Origin of the sequence: Caballeronia sp. LZ003 (genome assembly GCF_031451465.1) — a bacterium.
GTDB lineage: Bacteria > Pseudomonadota > Gammaproteobacteria > Burkholderiales > Burkholderiaceae > Caballeronia.
Genome location: NZ_JARUXJ010000002.1, coordinates 484,329 through 501,608, shown reverse-complemented (window position 1 = coordinate 501,608; position 17,280 = coordinate 484,329). Strand labels below are relative to the sequence as shown.

The window sequence follows — 17,280 nt, the reverse complement described above, 5'->3', positions numbered from 1 at the left end:
CCATCGAGGAGCGAATGTGACGAGTCAGGACTTGAAAGAGCGCGCGGTGTCGCCTCCCGTGGTGCGGCACGCCGCGCCGCAAGGTCCGTGCGATGAACTGATCATTCGCACGCAGCCTGAAGCGACCGATCGACCCTGCCGGCGCAAACGGCTCGCGCTGGCGGCGACGATCCTCGGTTCCAGCATGGCCTTCATCGACGGCTCGGTCGTCAATGTCGCGCTCTCGTCCATTCAAAGCCAGCTTGGCGCGAGCGTCGCGGCCATGCAGTGGGTCGTGAACGCGTATCTGCTTTCCCTCGGCTCGCTCGTGCTGGTCGGCGGGTCGATGGGCGACAAGCTCGGCCGTCGCACCGTGTTCATCGCGGGCATCGCCATCTTCATGCTGGCTTCGGCGGTATGCGGCTTCGCGCCCGATACCGCGTGGCTCATCGGCGCGCGGGCGGTGCAGGGCATCGGCGCGGCGCTCCTCGTGCCGAGCAGTCTCGCGATCATCGGCGCCGTGTTCGAGGGCGAAGCGCGCGGACGCGCCATCGGCACATGGGCGGGCGTTGGCGCAATTACGTCGGCGCTCGGTCCGGCGGCGGGCGGCTGGCTCGTCGATGCCTACTCATGGCGCGCGATCTTCTTCCTCAATGTGCCGCTGGCCGCTGCGACCATCGCGCTCGCCATGCTGGCCGTTCCCGACAGCCACAAGCCCGACGCGACACAGCGCCTCGACTGGCCCGGCGCGGCCTGCGCGGCGGCGGGACTCGCGGCGCTGACCTATGGACTCACGGAAGCATCGGCACGCGGTTTCGGGAATCCGCTCGTGCTGTGCGCGCTGGCCGTCGGCGTGCTCGTGCTTGCCGTGTTCGTCGCGATAGAAGCGAAAAGCGCGGCGCCGATGATGCCGCTCGATGTCTTCCGCTCGCGCGACTTCAGCGGCGCGAACGTCGTCACGTTGCTGCTGTACTTTGGCTTGGGCGGCGTGTTGTTCTTCCTGCCGTTCACGCTGATTCGCGCCTATGGCTATACGGCGACGCAAGCGGGCGCCGCGCTCTTGCCGATGCCGCTCATCATCGGACTGCTGTCGCGCGTGACAGGCGGCGTGACGGGGCGCTTCGGCGCGCGCACATTGTTGACCGTGGGGCCGTGCGTCGCGGGCTTCGGCTTCGGCATGCTCGCGCTGCCTTTCGTGAGCGGAAGCTACTGGACGGGCTTTCTTCCCGCGCTCGTCGTGCTCGGCATCGGCCTCACGATCACGGTCGCGCCGCTCACGGCGGTAGTCATGGCGTCGGTCGAAAGCGAACGCGTGGGCGTGGCATCGGGGATCAACAATGCGGTTGCACGCGTGGCGAGCCTGCTTGCGATTGCGCTGCTCGGCATTGTGTTCGTGTGGTCGCACGACGCCGCGATGGCTTCCAAGGCAGCATCTGTCAGCGATGCCAGCGCGGTCGCCGGCGCATTGCGCGCCGTCGCGTTGCTGTCCGCGCTATGCGCGTTCGCAGCGGGAGGCGTCGCGGTCGCGACGATTCGCTCCGCCCGTTAAGTGTTGTTTATGTTCATTCGACGCTCGGCGGCGTGACGCGCGATGAGCTCGTCGAGCCGCGATAGGAAGAGGCGCAAGGTCGGCGACTGATTCGACTTGCTATAGCCGACAGCCAGGTCGATAGTCGGTGCATCGCCTGCCAAGGGACGGCTGACGACCGACCACGGCATCAAATTCTGAACGTACGATGGAATCAGCACGAGACCGCGCGTCGATGCCACGAGCGACATGACCATCGCCGGGTTATCGACGCTCTGCGAAGGCAAGATTTGCACGCCCGAGCGTTCGAGATAATCGTCGACGACGGAACGCAGCACCTTCGCCTTGCCCGCCATGGCAATGAACGGTTCGCCCACGAGGTCTTGCGGCGCAATCTCGGCGCGTTCGGTCAACGCGTGATCGCTCGGCATCAACACGACGAGCGGTTCTTTATCGACGATGTAATACGCCAGATCGAAGTCCGGCTCCGCGCGCATGAAGGCGAGGTCGAGCTTGCCGCGCGCGACACCTTCCGCGAGTTCGGTCGAATAATCGCTCGATACCGTGACATCGACGTTGAGCAATTCGTCGCGAAGAATATGCATGGCGCCCGGAAGCCAGTTCATCTCCTGGCCCGTGAGAAAGCCGAGCGCGAAACGTTGCTTGCTTGGCGTCGCGGCACGGCGCGCGGCTTCGACGGCGGCATCGACCTGATTCAAGGCGATTTTCGCGTGCTCCATGAAGGCCTTGCCAGCGGGCGTCAGATCCACGCCGCGCGCGGTACGCTCGAAGAGGCGCGTGCCGACCTGATCTTCCAGATCGCGGATCTGTCTGCTGAGCGAAGGCTGCGACGTGAACAGCCGCTGTTCCGCCGCTTCGGTCAGACTGCCGGTTTCCGCCACTGCAATGAAGTACCGCAGATGCCGCAGTTCCATGGGCTTCCCGTGCGAGTCGTTGAACGTATCACCCGGAGATTATCCGGGCAATCGTCCAACTGCACGAGTCGTCATGCGCGTTCAAAGGTCAAAGCTTCGAGCCGCCGTCCACGTGTAGCGTCTCGCCCGTGACCCAGCGTGCGGCATTCGAAGCAAGAAAGACCACGGCGTCGCCGATATCGTCCGGCTGCGCAATGCGTTTGAGCGCCTGCATGCCGAGCGTGAGTGCGCGGCCATCGTCGGTCTTCGTGAAGTTCGACATATCGGTTTCCACGACGCCCGGCGCCACCGCATTCACGCGAATGCCGCGTTCGCCGAGCGTCGCCGCGAAGTGCTTGACGAGCGTATCGACCGCGCCTTTGGTCGCGGCGTAAGCGGACAGCGAGGTCACGGACGCGCGCGCCACGAGCGACGACAGCAAGACCACGCTGCTGCCATTGCACATCGCGGGAAGCAGTTGCTGCACGAGGAAGTAGGGCGCGCGCACGTTCACGGCGTAGAGCGCGTCGAAGTCATCGACGGTCGTATTCTCGATGCTCGCGGCCTTCGAGATGCCCGCGTTGGCAACCAGGATGTCGAGCCTGTCGCCGACCACTTCACGTACACGCCGTGCGAGTTGGTGCGGTCCGTCTGCATCGCGCAAATTCGCCTGCACTTTCTGCGCGGTGCCGCCTGCGGCGCGAATCTGCGCGACGACGGCTTCGGCTTCCTGTTCGCCGCTGCTGTAGTGAACCAGCACGCTCGCTCCCGCACGCGACAGCGCGAAAGCCGTTGCGCGACCGATACCGCGCGATGCGCCCGTGACGAGCGCGGTTTTGCCTGAAAGATCGTTCATGTCGTTGCTCCTTTGAATGGGGAAGAGAACGCGTCAGCCCGCGGTCTTGCCACCATCGACGGTGACGATCTGACCCGTGACGAACGAGGCCGCATCCGAAGCAAGAAAGACGATTGCGCGCGCGATATCGACGGGCGTGCCAACACGTCCAAGCGGCACCTTCGATGCAAGCGCGGCCTTGCGTTCGGCTGTTCCGGTGAAGCGGTCGAGCATGCCGGTATCCGTGGGGCCGGGCGCCACTGCGTTGACGCGCACGCCGAGCGCCGCGACTTCGAGTGCGGCGGACTTCGTCATGCCTTCGACCGCATGCTTGCTGCCCGCATAGACCGACGCGAACGCCGCGCCTTCATGCCCGTAAGTCGACGACACGTTCACGATGCTGCCGTGCTTCTGCGCCTGCATGACGCGCAGTTCGTGCTTCATGCTAAGGAGCGTGCCGAGCACGTTGGTATCGAAAGTCGATGCATAGCTTGCGGCGCTCTGATCGACGATCGCACCGGGCTGGCCTTCGGTGCCCGCGTTGTTCACGGCGGCATCGATACGGCCGAAGTGCGCGACGGCTGCATCGACGAGATCGCGCACGCTGTCTTCGTGGCGTACGTCGGCGGCAACGAAGAGCGCTTCTCCACCGCGTTCGCGCAGTTCGGCTTCGAGCGCGCGTCCTTCGGCTTCACGCCGGCCCGATACGACGATGCGCGCGCCGCTGTCGGCAAAAGCAAACGCCGTTGCGCGGCCAATGCCGGTGAGCGCGCCCGTGATGAGAATGACTGGCTTGTCCATTTCGTGACTCCATCGAGGTCTGAGAGAGACGGGGTTGTGTTGCAGACCCGTCGGTGGAATCAAATGTAGGGTGCGTGCTTGCTCAAGAAAAAGACTTTCGAGGCAGCCGGTCATGCCTGCGAGGCATGACGCATTGGAATCACGAACTGGCCTCGCGTTCGGGAAAACGCCACTCCTGTCCCGCGACGCTATGTGCGTCACGTCACATTCAATCGCCAGGCGCGAGTCTATAAAGACTGGTCGTGACCATCCAGACGTTGCGCGTCATTCGTCGTACTTGCGTACATTCGCAGCCCGCCCCCAACGGAGTTTCCATGAACACGACGATGAGCATGAGCTTCAAAACCCGAATGAAACGCACGATCAAATGGCGGCTGATCGCCGTGGTCGCCGCGTTGCCGGACTGGGTTCAGACGCTGCTCTTCGTCTCGTGGATCAGGCGCTTCGGCGAACGCGTGCCCGTCTTGCGCGTGCTTTATAACGGCTGCTATAGAACGCATCCTATCGACCGCATGCTCGGGACCGATACAGGCGGCATTTATCCGCCCGAATCCGACAGCGGCCCCGGCGCCGATGCGGGCAATCTACCGTATATGGGATCGCAGCCGAGCATCGTGCGGCATGCGCTGCAGCAACTCCGAGACGTGCGTGGCAGCACGTTCATCGATATCGGCTGCGGAAAAGGGCGGCCGATGATCGTGGCCACCGAGTTTCCCTTTGACGCCGTGCTCGGTTATGACCTGGCCGAGCCGCTCATCGAGATAGCGAACCGCAATGCCGAGATCGTTGCGCGCCGGTTTCCGCAGAGGATACGCATGCAGGCCTTCGTCGAGAATGCGCTCGAACTCGCATTTCCGAAGGGCGATCTCGTTGTCTTCCTGTTCAATCCCTTCGGCGCCGCGCTCATGGCGACGCTTCTGAACAATCTGGAGAAAGCGGTTGCAGATGCAACTATCCGCAAACTCGTGGTGGTTTATATCTACCCCGTCTGCGCGCATGTCTTCGATCAATCGCCGATCTTGACGCGACACCTCTCGTGCTCGATTCCCTATGACAGTCACGAAATAGGCTATGGGGCAGAGTCGGAGCAGACTGTGATCGTCTGGAGCAACGCAGCACGAACGGACGTTTGAGTTCCGGCAATGTGCGCTAGTACACGTTCACTTTCGTTGGGTATTCTAAATATTCGTTGAACCCTGCGCGAAGTGAACCATACTTCCTTGGCATTTTCCGATCACTACTGCCACGTCGGCTGACTCATTAGAAGAGTCGGACGCGGAGCGTTCGCGGGCAATCCGCGGGCGCGAGGGGACAAACATGGCTTCCACGATTACCCGGCGCTCGTTCGTCACGGGGACGGCGTCGGCGCTTGCGCTTGCGTCCATACCCGAACTCGGTTTCGCCGCGACGCCCAATGTCATACGGCTCGAATGGCAAGTCTTCAAGACAACGCCTCACTACGCGTCGTTTCTCAATGCCATCCGCACCATGCGAGCCACGGCCGACAGCAGCAAACCGGCATCATGGCAGTACTGGAGCAACGTGCATTCGAATTATTGCCCGCATGGCGTGGCGTACTTCCTGACGTGGCATCGCGGTTATATCTATTACTTCGAGCAACAACTGCGCACTGTGTCAGGCGATAACACGCTGACGCTTCCGTACTGGGATTACTACACGTATCCCGTGATGCCCTCCGAATTCACCGATACCGCGAGCGGCAATCCCTTATACACATCGCGTGTGAACACGAACGTCTATCAGGCGCTCGATTTGAGCCCGTTCGCGCGCAGCGTCGCCAATTTTCAGCGCGGCACGAGCAACGCGTTCGAGACTAAACTGGAGAATGCACCGCACAATCCGGTGCATGACATCATCGGCGGATACATGGCGGATATCATGACCGCGCCGCTCGATCCCATTTTCTATCTGCATCATGCGAATCTCGACCGCCTGTGGAATGCGTGGTCGTTGCGCTCGACGAGCAAGGTTCCTGCAGCCAACAACAAGTACTGGTCCGGCAGCTTCACGTATGCGACCAACCTCACGATGACGAAGGCCAAGACGCGGACGACCACGGGGCTGGGATACGATTACGCCAACGATACCGTTCCAGTCATCTTGCCACCGCAAGCAGAACGCGGCGGAATCATTCGGGTTCAGGCGCAAATGTCACCCATAAGCGGACGTCCTCAGATCGGCACCTTTACCGCAAGCGCGGGGCGCACGGTGTCATCCACGCGGCGTTCGCTTGGCGGCGTGAAGGGCGTGGCCCTTGCCGACAACTCCATCAGCGCGCGCATTCCGCTTCAAGCCGCCAATGCCACGTTGCTGCGCGATACGCTTGCCGTGGCTCCGGAAGCGGACGACAGCAGCGCGATCGAATCGCAAGCGCAGTCGCAATCGCAAGCGGCCAGGCCCGCCGCTTCGGGATTTCGTCATGTGAATCTCGTGCTGGACGGCGTGTCCATGCCGGCGGCGGCACGTGCCGGCGGATTCTTCTACAACGTCTATGTGAATTTGCCCGCAACCGGCGACCCGGATGCTCAACGCGATGCTCACTTCGTCGGCACGCTCGGCGCGTTCGAGGTATCGACAGCGACGCATCACGGCGGCAGCTCGATCGAGTTTCCCGTGACTGAATTGCTCGCGCGCGCGGGCGTGACGAACCCGAGTGAAGTGGTCGTGTCGTTCGTGCGCGTGAGCGGTGTGAATGCGGTTAAGGGAACGGCGATATCCATCGGCGAGATGCGCGTCGAACTGGCCGCGGACGCCCCATAAGCCGCGCTCACTGCGTTGTTTTCTGTCCATTTCTCGCGGTGAGTTGCTCGTACACGTCGTGCGACACCGCGAGCAATTGCGGCCGTGCAATCGCGCCCGATACCGCATAGCCGAAGTCGCCATCGACCCAATAGAACACGTTGACCGAGCCGTCCTGATACAGCTTGAACGCGGTGACGTCGCGGCTCACTTTGCGATGAGACACGTTGAGCGTGATGCGTTCGCCATTGGCATCGTGATACATGAACTGCGCGATAGGACCTTCATCGCCGGGCAAGAGACGGCCGCCCATCAGATTGAAGCCCACGCGCGTGAGCACGGGCGCGTGCACGTCGGTGCCGAGGCGGCTCGATAGCCACTTCACGAGTTCTTCTTCCTGATCCGCGCCGACTTCGACAGGACGCGTGACCATCGGCGCATACGTGACATAAGCGATAGCCGATTGCCGCGCGAACGATTCGTCGCGGGAGAGGCTGACGTGACGAAGCGAAGCGTTCTCGCCATTCGGCATGAGCATGTCGCGCGCTGTTTCGCTGAACATGCCGCCCACGCCGATGCCGATACCCAGCACGAGTGCCGCAGCAAGTCCCGCAAAGCGCGGCCAATTCGCGGCTTCACGTCGACCCGCATCGACCTTCGTGACAGTGCTGGATGCCGATTCGAGCGGCAGCACGAGACGTTGCGGCAGCGGCTCTTGCAATACGCGATCGTACCGATCATGCAGCATGCTGTTGAGCGAAAAGTAGTCGCTCACGCGGCCCGCGAGCGCGTCGTCGGTTTCAAGCAGCCGATCGATTTCCTCGCGCCGTTGTTCGGCGATCACGCCATCCACGTAAGCCTGGATTTCGTCCTCGCTGACGGGAGTCGATTGTCTGTTCATCGCACCACCTTCAATTGAGCGCTGTCCTGCTTGCCTGCCATTAGCGCGCGAAGCCGCTCGCGTCCGCGCGAAAGCCGCGACATTACCGTGCCGAGCGGTATTTCGAGGGCGAGCGCCACTTCCGCATAGCTCATCTCTTCGAGCCCGACAAGCAGCACCACTTGCCGCTGTTCGATGGGCAGACGCTGCAGCGCATAGTCGAGATCGCGCATTTCCAGCGATTGCGTGTCGCGGCTAGCCACCGCGAACTCGCTTTCGTCGATAGCTTCTTCATCGACGGAGACATGCACGGCTCGCGCATCCGCACGGCGCGTTTGATTGGCGAACACGTTGTGCATGATCGTGAAAAGCCACGCGCGCAGGTCGGTGCCGGACTCGAATTTTTCGGTGTTGCGCAGGGCGCGTTCGAGCGTGTCCTGCACGAGATCGTCGGCGAGTTCCTGATTGCGGATGAGCGCACGCGAATAGCGCCGCAAACGCGGTACGTGGTCCATCAATTGGTCTCGCACGCTCATTGCGACTCCTTGCAGCGGGCGGTTCGATTGGTGACGCGTGCTTTCACGAGGCATTCCCTTGCATGTTCTGTTGCTTCGCCAGCAAGTCGGCCGCGCGCATCAGTCCTTGCGTGCCCGCTCTAGCGCCCACCACTGTGCGCACGCCAGCGGTCGAAGTCCATTCGAGAAGGCGCGCCGCATCGATTCTATGCGCCTGCCACGGCGTTCGCATGGATGCCGCGGGTGCGCGCATCGAGAGCAGGACGAGCGGTTCATTTAAGGCGTTGCGATACGTGATCACGCTGACCGTCGAGAAAGCGCCGAGCGTCACGTTGCGTATGCAGTTAGCGCGAAATCCAAGCGACGAAAGATCGGGCGCGGCAGCGGCGGGAACGGGCGTTGTCGCTGTCGGTGCATCTATTGATAGTGCTTCGACAGCTGCGCGTTCGAGCGCCTCATCAGGGACGCGCACGGTGACCCAGATCGCCGAGATCATGAGCGCGAAACACCCCAGGATCGCCGCGAGTAACCGGAAGCGCAGGTCGATCGTGGGACGGCGCGATGCTGGTTGAGCGTGGCTGACGTCGTACATCGAACGCAGTTGCACGTTCAGTCGATCGTAAAACACGACTCTGCGTGCTTCATCCGGCCGCCGCGCCAGATAGGCGTGCAAGCGTTCGGTCCGTTCCGACGCGAGTACGCCGTCCGCGAAAGCCTGGACATCTGCTTCGGATAGACGCATTTCAGAGGGCGGATTCACGATTGCGGGCCTGTTCGAGGATCGGGGTTCAATGACGCAAACAGCGCCACGCCGCGTTTATTCCGCAAGACGCGAATATTTTTCGATGCAGCGACGGGCGAGCTTGCGGCCATCAGGAACCGGCGTAGATATGGCAGAAGCTGTAGGGCCCCACGCATTGCGAGACGCTCATGTTCATGCGTGCGTTGCCCGAGTCTCTCGTGGACGCGGCGCCGCCGTATGAGGTCGTATCCGCGGACTTCGCATGCGCAACCTGGTTCTGATAGATCGGGCTGACGTCGGGATACGACGCATCGACCACGAGTCGCGAGCCGTTTTGCTCGGCCTGAACGAGTTGTGCGCGGACTTCGGCGCGTGTGAGGCTCTGCGCGAAAGCGCCTGAGGAGAGGACGAGTGCGGCGGATACAGCGGCGAGTTTGACGAGGTTCATGTTCGGCTCCTTGAGCGTGTTTAATGGGCTTGCATGTAGACAAACAACCGTTGCGGCGAATCTATTCCCGAGAATTTTCGGCATGAACGTGCTTGCTGACTGAGGGTTGGTTACTTCGCTTTGTCGTCACGTGCGAGCAGTGCGCGAATCTTTTGCTCGGTCTGCGCGTATTGACCTTCGCCGAAGTGGCTATAGACGAGTTTGCCGTTCTGATCGATGAGATAGAACGCTGGCCAGTATCGATTCCCATAGGCTCGCCATGTCGCGAACTCGTTGTCTTGCGCAACGGGGTATTCAATGCCATTGCGAACGATGGCTTTCCTTAGATTGCCCGTATCGCGTTCGAAGCCATACTCGGGCGAATGCACGCCCACCACGACGAGTCCTTTGTCGCGATAGCGCGCATGCAAGTCTTTCACGTAGGGCAGCGTGTGAGCGCAATTGATGCAGTCGAAAGTCCAGAACTCGACGAGCACCACCTTGCCGCGCAGTCGCTTAAGATCGAGCGGCGCGCTGTTGAACCAGTTGTCGATACCCTTGAAGTCCGGCGCGCTTGCACCGTTCGCTACCGTTGCGGTAGTGGGCAACGAGACATGAGTGGATGCGAAGACCGCGAACGCCGCGCTGCCCGCGATGCCCGCTGCAACAGCGGCGATCTTGAAACGACTGTACATGATTTACTCCTTTGGAGTCGATGTCAGGTCGTATTGGATCGCGGCGGTGTATCTCGCTTGTGGTGGTTATGGATCGGCGTGTGTCGCTCCAGGATGCGGATACGCTGTGATACGAAGAGTATCCGCAAGGCATCAGCATGACGACGCTGTAGCGCAAGCTCAATGGCTCGCGTTGTACGTAAGATAGCGCCAGACGAATTCATCGCCGATGCGCTGCACCTTGCCTGCTGAGGTCATCGGGAAATGCGCGGGAAAGACCGTTGCATTCGTCTCGGCTGCATGGTTCAAGAGCCATTCGCGCGAAGCGCGTGCGAGATCAGGTCGAAGGCAGAAGGTCGAACCGAACTGCGGTCTTGAAACTTGCAACGGGCTATGCATGACATCGCCCGAAAAGAGCGCACGCTCGTTGCCGGACGTTATCTCTATCGCCATGTGTCCCGCGCTATGCCCGAAGGTTGGCCAAAAGCGGATGCCTTCGCGAAGGATTGCGCCTTCGTCCGGCACGGTAAGCGCGATGCCCGCATCGATCAAAGGCGCAACGCTGTCATCGAACACCATGCGTCGCGGTGCGCCCGCGGGCGTGTCGAAGAACGCGCGCTCACGTTCGCCGAATACATGAGTCGCGTTGGGAAACACAGGCGTCCAGCGCCCGTTCTCCCAATGCGTATTCCAACCGACGTGATCGACATGCAAATGCGTGAGCAGCACATAGTCCACGCGATGCCGGTCGAAGCCCGCCGCTTCGAAACGCTGCAACACAGGGTTGTCGAGCCGGTCGAATAGCGCACTGAAGGGTCTTGGCTTTCCGTTGCCGATGCCCGTATCCACCACGAGCGTCAGCCCGTCGATCTCGACGACCCATAGATGTGTGCGTAGCGTCACTTGCTGATTGTCCGAACCGATGCTCGCCAAATCTTCGTTGGAAAACAACACGTCGGCCCTTAACGAAAATTCCGTTTCGTCGATACGCGTGACCCGCATTTCATTAAGACGCCAGTCGAGCGCTGTGTTCATGCGTTCTTCCTCGTAGTCGATGCAATGCGCGTCGTCGCCAATGCGTAAAGCAGGGCGCTCGCAAGCGCGGATACACCGCCGACGATGGCGAGCGCCGTGCCTAAGCCGGCATGCGCACCCGCGAGATGCTCGTTGAGGTAGCCTACCGCGAGCGGACCGACGCCGCCGCTTATCGCATTGGTCATGAAGACGAGCAGCGCGATCGAACGGCCGCGCATGCGATTAGGCACGGCGATTTGCAGCGGCACGGGTGCGAGCGCCATCGCAATGCTCGCGGCGAGCGCGCATGCGCCGTAGAGCAAGATCGCGAGCGTGCTGTTGGTCACGAGCGGCATGGCGATGGCGGCGGGTACCAGCGCGGTCACGGCACATGTCGACAGCATGAGGACTTTGTGTAGCGTGCGTTCGTCGGTGACGCGCGCGGCGAGCATGCCAGCAAGCGCCACGCCCATCATGCCGCCGATCATGTATGCAGGCGCGGCCATCTTTCCGACCATGGCGGGCGCAAGATGAAAGTGCCGCATGAGCAAGGTGGGAAACCACGCGGCATGCGAATAGAACAGCGTGATGAGCGCGACATAAGCGGCAAAGTACGGTGCGCAGAAGCGATTGCGCACGAACAGTTCGGCGAGCACTTCGCGTAGCGAGGGCAGAGCTTCATCAAAATCCGTATTGGCGATGCTGATAGTCGTGGCTTCGCGTCTTGCCGGCTCGCGAATCGTCAAGGCAACGAGTGCTGCCAGCACGAGTCCTGGTGATCCGACGAGCACGAAAACCGCTTGCCACGGCTGAAAGCCATGCGCGGCGAGCCATGTGCTCACGTCGCCGCCAGCGGCGGATAACAGCATGCCGCCGCCGAAGAGTGCAAGCCCGCCGCCGATATACGGTCCCAGCATGAAGACGCTGCTCGCTCGCGCGACCTTACGCGGCGCGAAGATATCGCTGAAGATGGAGAGCGCCGCAGGACTCAGCGCCGCTTCCGCGATGGCGGTTCCCGCGCGCGCGAACAACAGTTCGGTGAAGCTCGTCGCGAAGGCGCAAAGAGCCGTGGAAATGGCCCAGATCGCGACGCATATGGCGATCAGCCTGACGCGATTAGCGCGATCCACGAGACGCGCGACGAACACACCCGCAGTCGCATAGCACATGGTGAACGAGAAGCCTTGCAGCAGTCCGATTTGAGTATCGGTAATGCCGAGCGTGAGTTTGATCGGCTGCACGAGAATGCTGACGATCTGACGGTCCAGATACGAAAACGCGAAGCACGTGAAGAACAACAGCACGACGTACATCGGATGACGGACGTCGAGCGGGGCATCGGCGTTAGAAGCCGACGCAAGCGGATGAGCGCTCATGCGAATGCTCCTTGAAATCAGTCGAGGGATGCTTCGGCGGCAAGAAGCGCAATGCAATCGCCGGCTTCGACGCGGGCAAAGGTGCGCGCACACATCACGCGACCATCGCCACGAAATGCGATGTCGCGCGGCGCGCGCCACGGTTCTTGTGGATCGAAGAGACGGCCCGCGAGCTGACCCGAGCGCACTTCGTCGTTCAAGGCGAAGGCGGGTTCGAAGACGCCCGCATGCGGCGCATACACGTAATGCTGCGTGCCTTCCACGCGTAGATAACGCGTCCTGGGCGGCGCATCGTGCGCGGCATCGTGCAATACATCGAGGCGATGCAGCACGCGCTGCAAACCGCTTTCGACGATAGCGAGATTCGCCGCGTCGCAGCCGGCATGGCCGCCGAATTCGCCGCATAGGAAGAGCGTGTCGTGGCGTTCGGCCGCGGCTGCGAAGGTGCGATCCTCGCCGAGCAGATCCATGATCATGGTGTAGGGCGCGCCAAACGCGCGCACCAGATCGAGATAGCGCGCGCGACGTGCGGCATCGCCCGATGGCGGCGATGCAAGCAGTGTCGGCGCATGTTCGAAGCTCGCGCCGCCCGCGTGCAGGTCGATGACGACATCGGCGCGCGGCAGCAGTTCTGTCTCGACATAATGCGCAATCATCTCGGTCGGCTTGCCGTGACGTGAGCCGGGGAAGAGCCGGTTGAGATTGCCGCCGTCGATAGGCGATGTGCGCGAGCCATTCACGAACGCCGGAAAATTCAGCCCCGGTATGACGATAAGACGACCTCGAATCGAAAGCGATGGCATGCGCTGCATGAGCTTCATCAACGCGACGGGGCCTTCGTATTCGTCGCCGTGATTGCCGCCGGTAAGAAGCACCGTGGGGCCGTCGCCCGCGTTCAGGACGGCGAGCGGAATGGGAATATGACCGTATGCGGAACGGTCATGCGACCACGGTAGACGCAGTGTGCCGGTCTGAAAACCGTGGCGTTCGTAGTCGATATCGGTTGCAATGAGCGAGGCTGTAGTGGACATGAGCGGATCTCGAATCGAGTAGGTTCGTATCCACTATTGCCGACGAAATATCCGCTGGCCAATGCCGTTTTCTGCAGCGGGCGATGCCTTCAGGGCATCACGCTTCAGGGTGCTTTTGCGCTTCGAGCATTTCGATGAAGCGTTGCAATGCCGCGCTGCCGTGCTGCGCAAGAAAGCAGAATTCGAGCGGCAACGGCACCGACAGGTCCTCCACTTCGACGAAGCGCACGCGTGCGGGCGGACGTTCGCGATTGGCCGCATTTACGAGCGCCGCGCCGACGCCTGCCGCGACGAGCGAAAGAATCGCGGTTTCGGTGGAGGCTTCCTGGCGAATATTCAGCGTGAGACCGCGCTCGGCGCACGCGGAGATGAGGCGGTCATAGTAGGCCGCATAGACGTGTCGCGGAAACGCGATGAACGGCAGCGCGGCAAGCTCGCTTGCACGCACCTTGGCTTGCGCGGCGAGCGGACATTGCTCGGGCACCGCAAGCACCACGTTCTGTTCGAGCAGCCGGATGCTGGCGAAGCCATCGGGCAGCGCGCCGAAGCGGTAACAAAAGCCGCCTTCGAGCCGTTCAGCGGCGATGGCATTGAGTTGCTCGGGCGTGTTCATCGGCTGCAATTCGAGCGCTATGTTGCGAGCGTTCTGCTGAAACGCGTTGAGCGCGGACAGCACGAGACCGCTCCACGATGCGTTCTCGACGAAGCCCACACGCAAACGTCCTTGTTCGCCCGATGCAATGCGATGCGCGAGCCGGTTCGCGGCATCGACATGGGCGAGGATCGCACGTGCTTCGGAGAGATAGGCAATGCCGGCAGCGGTCAGCTTCAGGCCGCGCGGCGTGCGTTCGAAAAGCGTCGCGCCGATGGTCTGTTCGAGATCTTGAATCTGCCGGGAAATGGCGGGCTGCGTGACATGCAGATGCTCGGACGCGGCGCGCACGCTGCGCAATTCGGCAACGGCAATGAAGTAACGAAGATGGCGCAGTTCCATGTGTTGGTCTGGCGTGAGACGGCCATGTGAGCGGTGAGAGACACGAAGAAGTCTCTCACTTTGCCCGGGGAACTGCGATGCGAATGACCTTGGAAGAAGGCTTGGTGTTATGCGGCACGCGCCTGCAACGCGGCGCTTTCTTCGCGCGCGGCCTTCGCGGCCTTGGTCTTGCCTGCACGCGACGGCGGCTGGCAGATTCCGCAGACCATGCCGGTCGTGATGTCCTGCGAGTGCGCCACGAACTTGCCGTGGCAGCGCTTGCAGCCCGCGAGGCGCAGCATGCCGGCTTCCTTGAAGCGCACCAGCGTCCATGCGCGCGTCAGGTCCATTTGCAGCGGCTCGCCTTGCATCGTGAAATGCTCGGCATAAAGACCATAGGCGCGGCTCAAGAGATCGACGCGGTCCAGTTCGCGGCTGTTGGCTTCGAGAAACGCATAGACATTGGCGAACATGGATGCATGGATGTTCGGCCCCCATGTCAGATACCAGTCGGCGGAGAAGGGCAGCATGCCCTTGGGCGGTGAAGCACCCTTCACTTCGCGATAGAGGCGAATGAGACGGTCGCGCGAGAGCTTCGGAAACTCCGACTCGAGCACTTGCATGCGTGCGCCGAGCTTGATCAGCGTAACCGCGCGCAGTACCTGGCTGGCGTCGTCGGCGAGACTCTTCGTCGATGCAGTCGTGCTCATGTTCAGGCCACCAAAAGCGATGCGTTGGATGCGGCAGAAGCGCTTTGCGCGCGTTCCGTGAGACTGGCGAGGCCCGTGAGCAGCGCATCGCCGCCAAGGCGGAAGAAGCACAGCAGTTGCGACGACGAAGCCAGCCGCACGGTCTGATCGGGCGACAACTGCGTCAGCGTTTGAGCCATTTCGGCGGACAGGCCGAGATGAGCCTGCGCCGCGTCCCGGTCTTCGGTCAGCACACGCTGCGCAAGCAGCAGATAAGACAGGTTCAATTCACGAATCGAATCGAGGGTTTGGCTGTCGTGCGTCATGGCGTTGGACCGAAGTTGACTGTGACGGGGAGTGTCGGAAACATCAGTTGTTTCAGAGCACGGAACCGATTGTGAGGCGATTCTATTTGTCATGCAACACAATGTTACAGAGGCAAACCTTTGCGATCGGACTATTTTGAGTAGGCAAACGTTTGTGGAGAGAAGATAAATACTTTATTGGCGTCCTATCCGGCGAAAGAATCTTCTCGCATGGACGGAATTTGGGTCCGCCAGTGACGCTTCTAGTCTGATCAATCGTAAATATTTCCGCTGGTTTAAGAAAATGCTTCTCAGGGCTTCGACCGTTAAAAAAATCACTTTCGGCAAAATGTGCCGTAAAAATTTTTTTCGCCTGATGTATGAAAACGACAGAGTTACCACCCATGAGGCGGAATTGTTTCCGCAAAACTTGAATCCAGATGTGATTCAGCGGTTCTTTACAGAAGGTTGTCGGTAGGCGAAAACGAGAGTGGGTATCTGCAATGCAACAATTTTGGCCGGGTTTTTGTCACCCCTTCTCCTCAAGGCGCTCGGACCGCCGAGATGCCGCAATTGCTGCGCCGCCTGCCTTGGCGGGGCGTTCCGCAGTCTAGTTCTTCCCTATTTTGGTTTCAGCGCGCATCTATCGTGCAGCACTGCAACAATTTTGAAGCGAGTCTTTAACGGGCTCAAAAACATTGCCATTCAAAAAGCACCACTGGCCGATAAAGGCGCGCAAACGCTAAAACGGTATTCGAGAAACACTGAAAGACGCTTGAAATGTAAGCAGGGTCATTAAGCGGCGATTTAACGTGTTCGAAACTGAATCATTTTTCATCGCCCGCACTTCGTATGGCCCGGCACATTCCGGCTGACGCCTTGCTGGTATGAGGATTGAGGGCTCCTGGCACGCCTCTCGCTTATGTATGACAAAGCACGGTAAATAGTCGCGAACGGGAATCGAACAAGCGGCTAACGGTGCTACGGGGCTGGCCCTGAGGTTTCGATGATCGCCGTCAGATGCGATCACGAAACCTCAAGTGGCCAGAAAAAAGCACAGCGCAATGCGCACAGACCAAAAAGTCAAAATCATGTTGAGCCTTCAATCAGACCTGCACGGCAACCATTTGTTGGGCGCGCTTCCGGCGCAAGAATGGCAAGCAATCGCTCCTCATCTCGAACTCGTCCAGTTGCGCACGGAACAGTTGCTTTGCGATTCCGGACAACGCATTCACCACGTGTACTTCCCGACCACGGCTATCGTCTCGCTTCTGCATACGATGGAAGACGGCGGCTCGGTGGAAGTCGCGGCAGTGGGCCGTGAAGGCATGACGGGCGTTCCGGTGCTCACGGGCGGCGACACCATGCCGACGCGCGTTCAAGTGCAGTGCGCGGGTTTTGCGTATCGCATGAGCGCGGGCGCATTGCGTGAACACTTCGGCAAGTCGGACTTTCTGCGCCGTGTGATGCTGCTGTATATGCAAGCCCTGCTGACGCAAGTCGCGCAAACGGCCGCTTGCAATCGTCACCATTCGCTCTCGAAGCAACTGTGCCGCTGGCTGCTGATTCAAACGGACCGCACCCCGTCGGATCAACTGCGCGTGACGCAGCAAATGATCGCGGACATGCTCGGCGTGCGTCGCGAAGGCGTGACGGAAGCCGCAGGCAAGCTGCACGACGCGGGTCTGATCCACCACAGCCGTGGCTGTATCAAGGTGCTCGACCGCGCCGGTCTGGAAGAGCGTGCGTGCGAATGCTACGGCATCGTCAAGCGTGAGTTCGAACGCATGCTGCCGCGCACGCGTCAAGCCGAGGCACTTGTCTAAAGGCCAAAGCG

18 protein-coding genes are annotated in these 17,280 nt (G+C 61.0%); 4 read left to right on the top strand and 14 right to left on the bottom strand.

Features of this window, described 5'->3' with window-relative positions:
* The first annotated feature begins 16 nt into the window (after window positions 1-16).
* Window positions 17-1,528 carry an MFS transporter gene (locus QCE79_RS16945; RefSeq protein WP_404989371.1) on the top strand — a complete coding sequence of 504 codons (1,512 nt, stop codon included), beginning with the start codon at window positions 17-19 and terminating at the stop codon, window positions 1,526-1,528.
* Here the strand turns inward: QCE79_RS16945 and QCE79_RS16940 are convergent.
* The 3 genes from QCE79_RS16940 to QCE79_RS16930 form a co-directional block, all read right to left on the bottom strand.
* A complete protein-coding gene (locus QCE79_RS16940) occupies window positions 1,525-2,442 on the bottom strand; it encodes a LysR family transcriptional regulator (protein WP_309846199.1) in 918 nt (305 codons plus the stop codon). The genes QCE79_RS16945 and QCE79_RS16940 overlap by 4 nt on opposite strands.
* Window positions 2,443-2,530: 88 nt before the next feature.
* On the bottom strand, window positions 2,531-3,277 hold the full coding sequence (locus tag QCE79_RS16935) for an SDR family oxidoreductase (RefSeq protein ID WP_309846197.1): 747 nt from the start codon (window positions 3,275-3,277) through the stop codon (window positions 2,531-2,533).
* Window positions 3,278-3,310: 33 nt separating this feature from the next.
* Window positions 3,311-4,057 (bottom strand): glucose 1-dehydrogenase, encoded by a 747-nt coding sequence (locus QCE79_RS16930; RefSeq protein ID WP_309846195.1) that lies wholly within the window; start codon window positions 4,055-4,057, stop codon window positions 3,311-3,313.
* A gap of 314 nt (window positions 4,058-4,371) precedes the next feature.
* Between QCE79_RS16930 and QCE79_RS16925 the strand changes: the two genes are divergently transcribed.
* Together QCE79_RS16925 and QCE79_RS16920 are read left to right on the top strand one after the other, a co-directional pair.
* Window positions 4,372-5,190, top strand: a complete 819-nt coding sequence (locus tag QCE79_RS16925) for a class I SAM-dependent methyltransferase (RefSeq protein WP_309846193.1) — start codon at window positions 4,372-4,374, stop codon at window positions 5,188-5,190.
* 184 nt (window positions 5,191-5,374) lie between these two features.
* Complete coding sequence (locus QCE79_RS16920) at window positions 5,375-6,838, top strand: tyrosinase family protein (RefSeq protein WP_309846190.1); 1,464 nt, start codon at window positions 5,375-5,377, stop codon at window positions 6,836-6,838.
* Between the two features lie 7 nt (window positions 6,839-6,845).
* Here QCE79_RS16920 and QCE79_RS16915 read toward each other — a convergent pair whose 3' ends face one another.
* The 11 genes from QCE79_RS16915 to QCE79_RS16865 form a co-directional block, all read right to left on the bottom strand.
* Window positions 6,846-7,718, bottom strand: a complete 873-nt coding sequence (locus QCE79_RS16915; protein ID WP_309846187.1) for an anti-sigma factor — start codon at window positions 7,716-7,718, stop codon at window positions 6,846-6,848.
* Window positions 7,715-8,233 carry an RNA polymerase sigma factor gene (locus tag QCE79_RS16910; RefSeq protein WP_244831775.1) on the bottom strand — a complete coding sequence of 173 codons (519 nt, stop codon included), beginning with the start codon at window positions 8,231-8,233 and terminating at the stop codon, window positions 7,715-7,717. Before QCE79_RS16910 ends, QCE79_RS16915 begins: the two co-directional genes overlap by 4 nt.
* A 43-nt stretch (window positions 8,234-8,276) precedes the next feature.
* Window positions 8,277-8,972, bottom strand: a complete 696-nt coding sequence (locus QCE79_RS16905) for an anti-sigma factor (protein ID WP_250511459.1) — start codon at window positions 8,970-8,972, stop codon at window positions 8,277-8,279.
* A gap of 112 nt (window positions 8,973-9,084) precedes the next feature.
* Window positions 9,085-9,402: a DUF4148 domain-containing protein gene (locus QCE79_RS16900; RefSeq protein WP_309846182.1), complete on the bottom strand. Its 318-nt coding sequence runs from the start codon at window positions 9,400-9,402 to the stop codon at window positions 9,085-9,087.
* A 110-nt stretch (window positions 9,403-9,512) separates the two neighbouring features.
* Entirely contained in the window at window positions 9,513-10,076 is a 564-nt protein-coding gene (locus QCE79_RS16895; protein WP_309846180.1) for a thioredoxin family protein, read from the bottom strand.
* Between the two features lie 159 nt (window positions 10,077-10,235).
* Window positions 10,236-11,090 carry an MBL fold metallo-hydrolase gene (locus QCE79_RS16890; RefSeq protein WP_250527441.1) on the bottom strand — a complete coding sequence of 285 codons (855 nt, stop codon included), beginning with the start codon at window positions 11,088-11,090 and terminating at the stop codon, window positions 10,236-10,238.
* Entirely contained in the window at window positions 11,087-12,445 is a 1,359-nt protein-coding gene (locus QCE79_RS16885) for an MFS transporter (protein ID WP_309846176.1), read from the bottom strand. Before QCE79_RS16885 ends, QCE79_RS16890 begins: the two co-directional genes overlap by 4 nt.
* Window positions 12,446-12,462: 17 nt before the next feature.
* On the bottom strand, window positions 12,463-13,476 hold the full coding sequence (locus tag QCE79_RS16880; RefSeq protein ID WP_250494932.1) for a succinylglutamate desuccinylase/aspartoacylase family protein: 1,014 nt from the start codon (window positions 13,474-13,476) through the stop codon (window positions 12,463-12,465).
* Between the two features lie 97 nt (window positions 13,477-13,573).
* Window positions 13,574-14,470 (bottom strand): LysR family transcriptional regulator, encoded by an 897-nt coding sequence (locus tag QCE79_RS16875; RefSeq protein ID WP_309846173.1) that lies wholly within the window; start codon window positions 14,468-14,470, stop codon window positions 13,574-13,576.
* Between the two features lie 107 nt (window positions 14,471-14,577).
* Window positions 14,578-15,159 carry a flagellar transcriptional regulator FlhC gene (gene flhC, locus QCE79_RS16870; protein WP_244831767.1) on the bottom strand — a complete coding sequence of 194 codons (582 nt, stop codon included), beginning with the start codon at window positions 15,157-15,159 and terminating at the stop codon, window positions 14,578-14,580.
* Window positions 15,160-15,161: 2 nt separating this feature from the next.
* Window positions 15,162-15,464: a flagellar transcriptional regulator FlhD gene (locus QCE79_RS16865; protein ID WP_250469837.1), complete on the bottom strand. Its 303-nt coding sequence runs from the start codon at window positions 15,462-15,464 to the stop codon at window positions 15,162-15,164.
* Between the two features lie 1,070 nt (window positions 15,465-16,534).
* Here QCE79_RS16865 and QCE79_RS16860 point away from each other — a divergent pair.
* Window positions 16,535-17,269, top strand: a complete 735-nt coding sequence (locus QCE79_RS16860; protein WP_244831764.1) for a Crp/Fnr family transcriptional regulator — start codon at window positions 16,535-16,537, stop codon at window positions 17,267-17,269.
* Window positions 17,270-17,280: the final 11 nt, after the last annotated feature.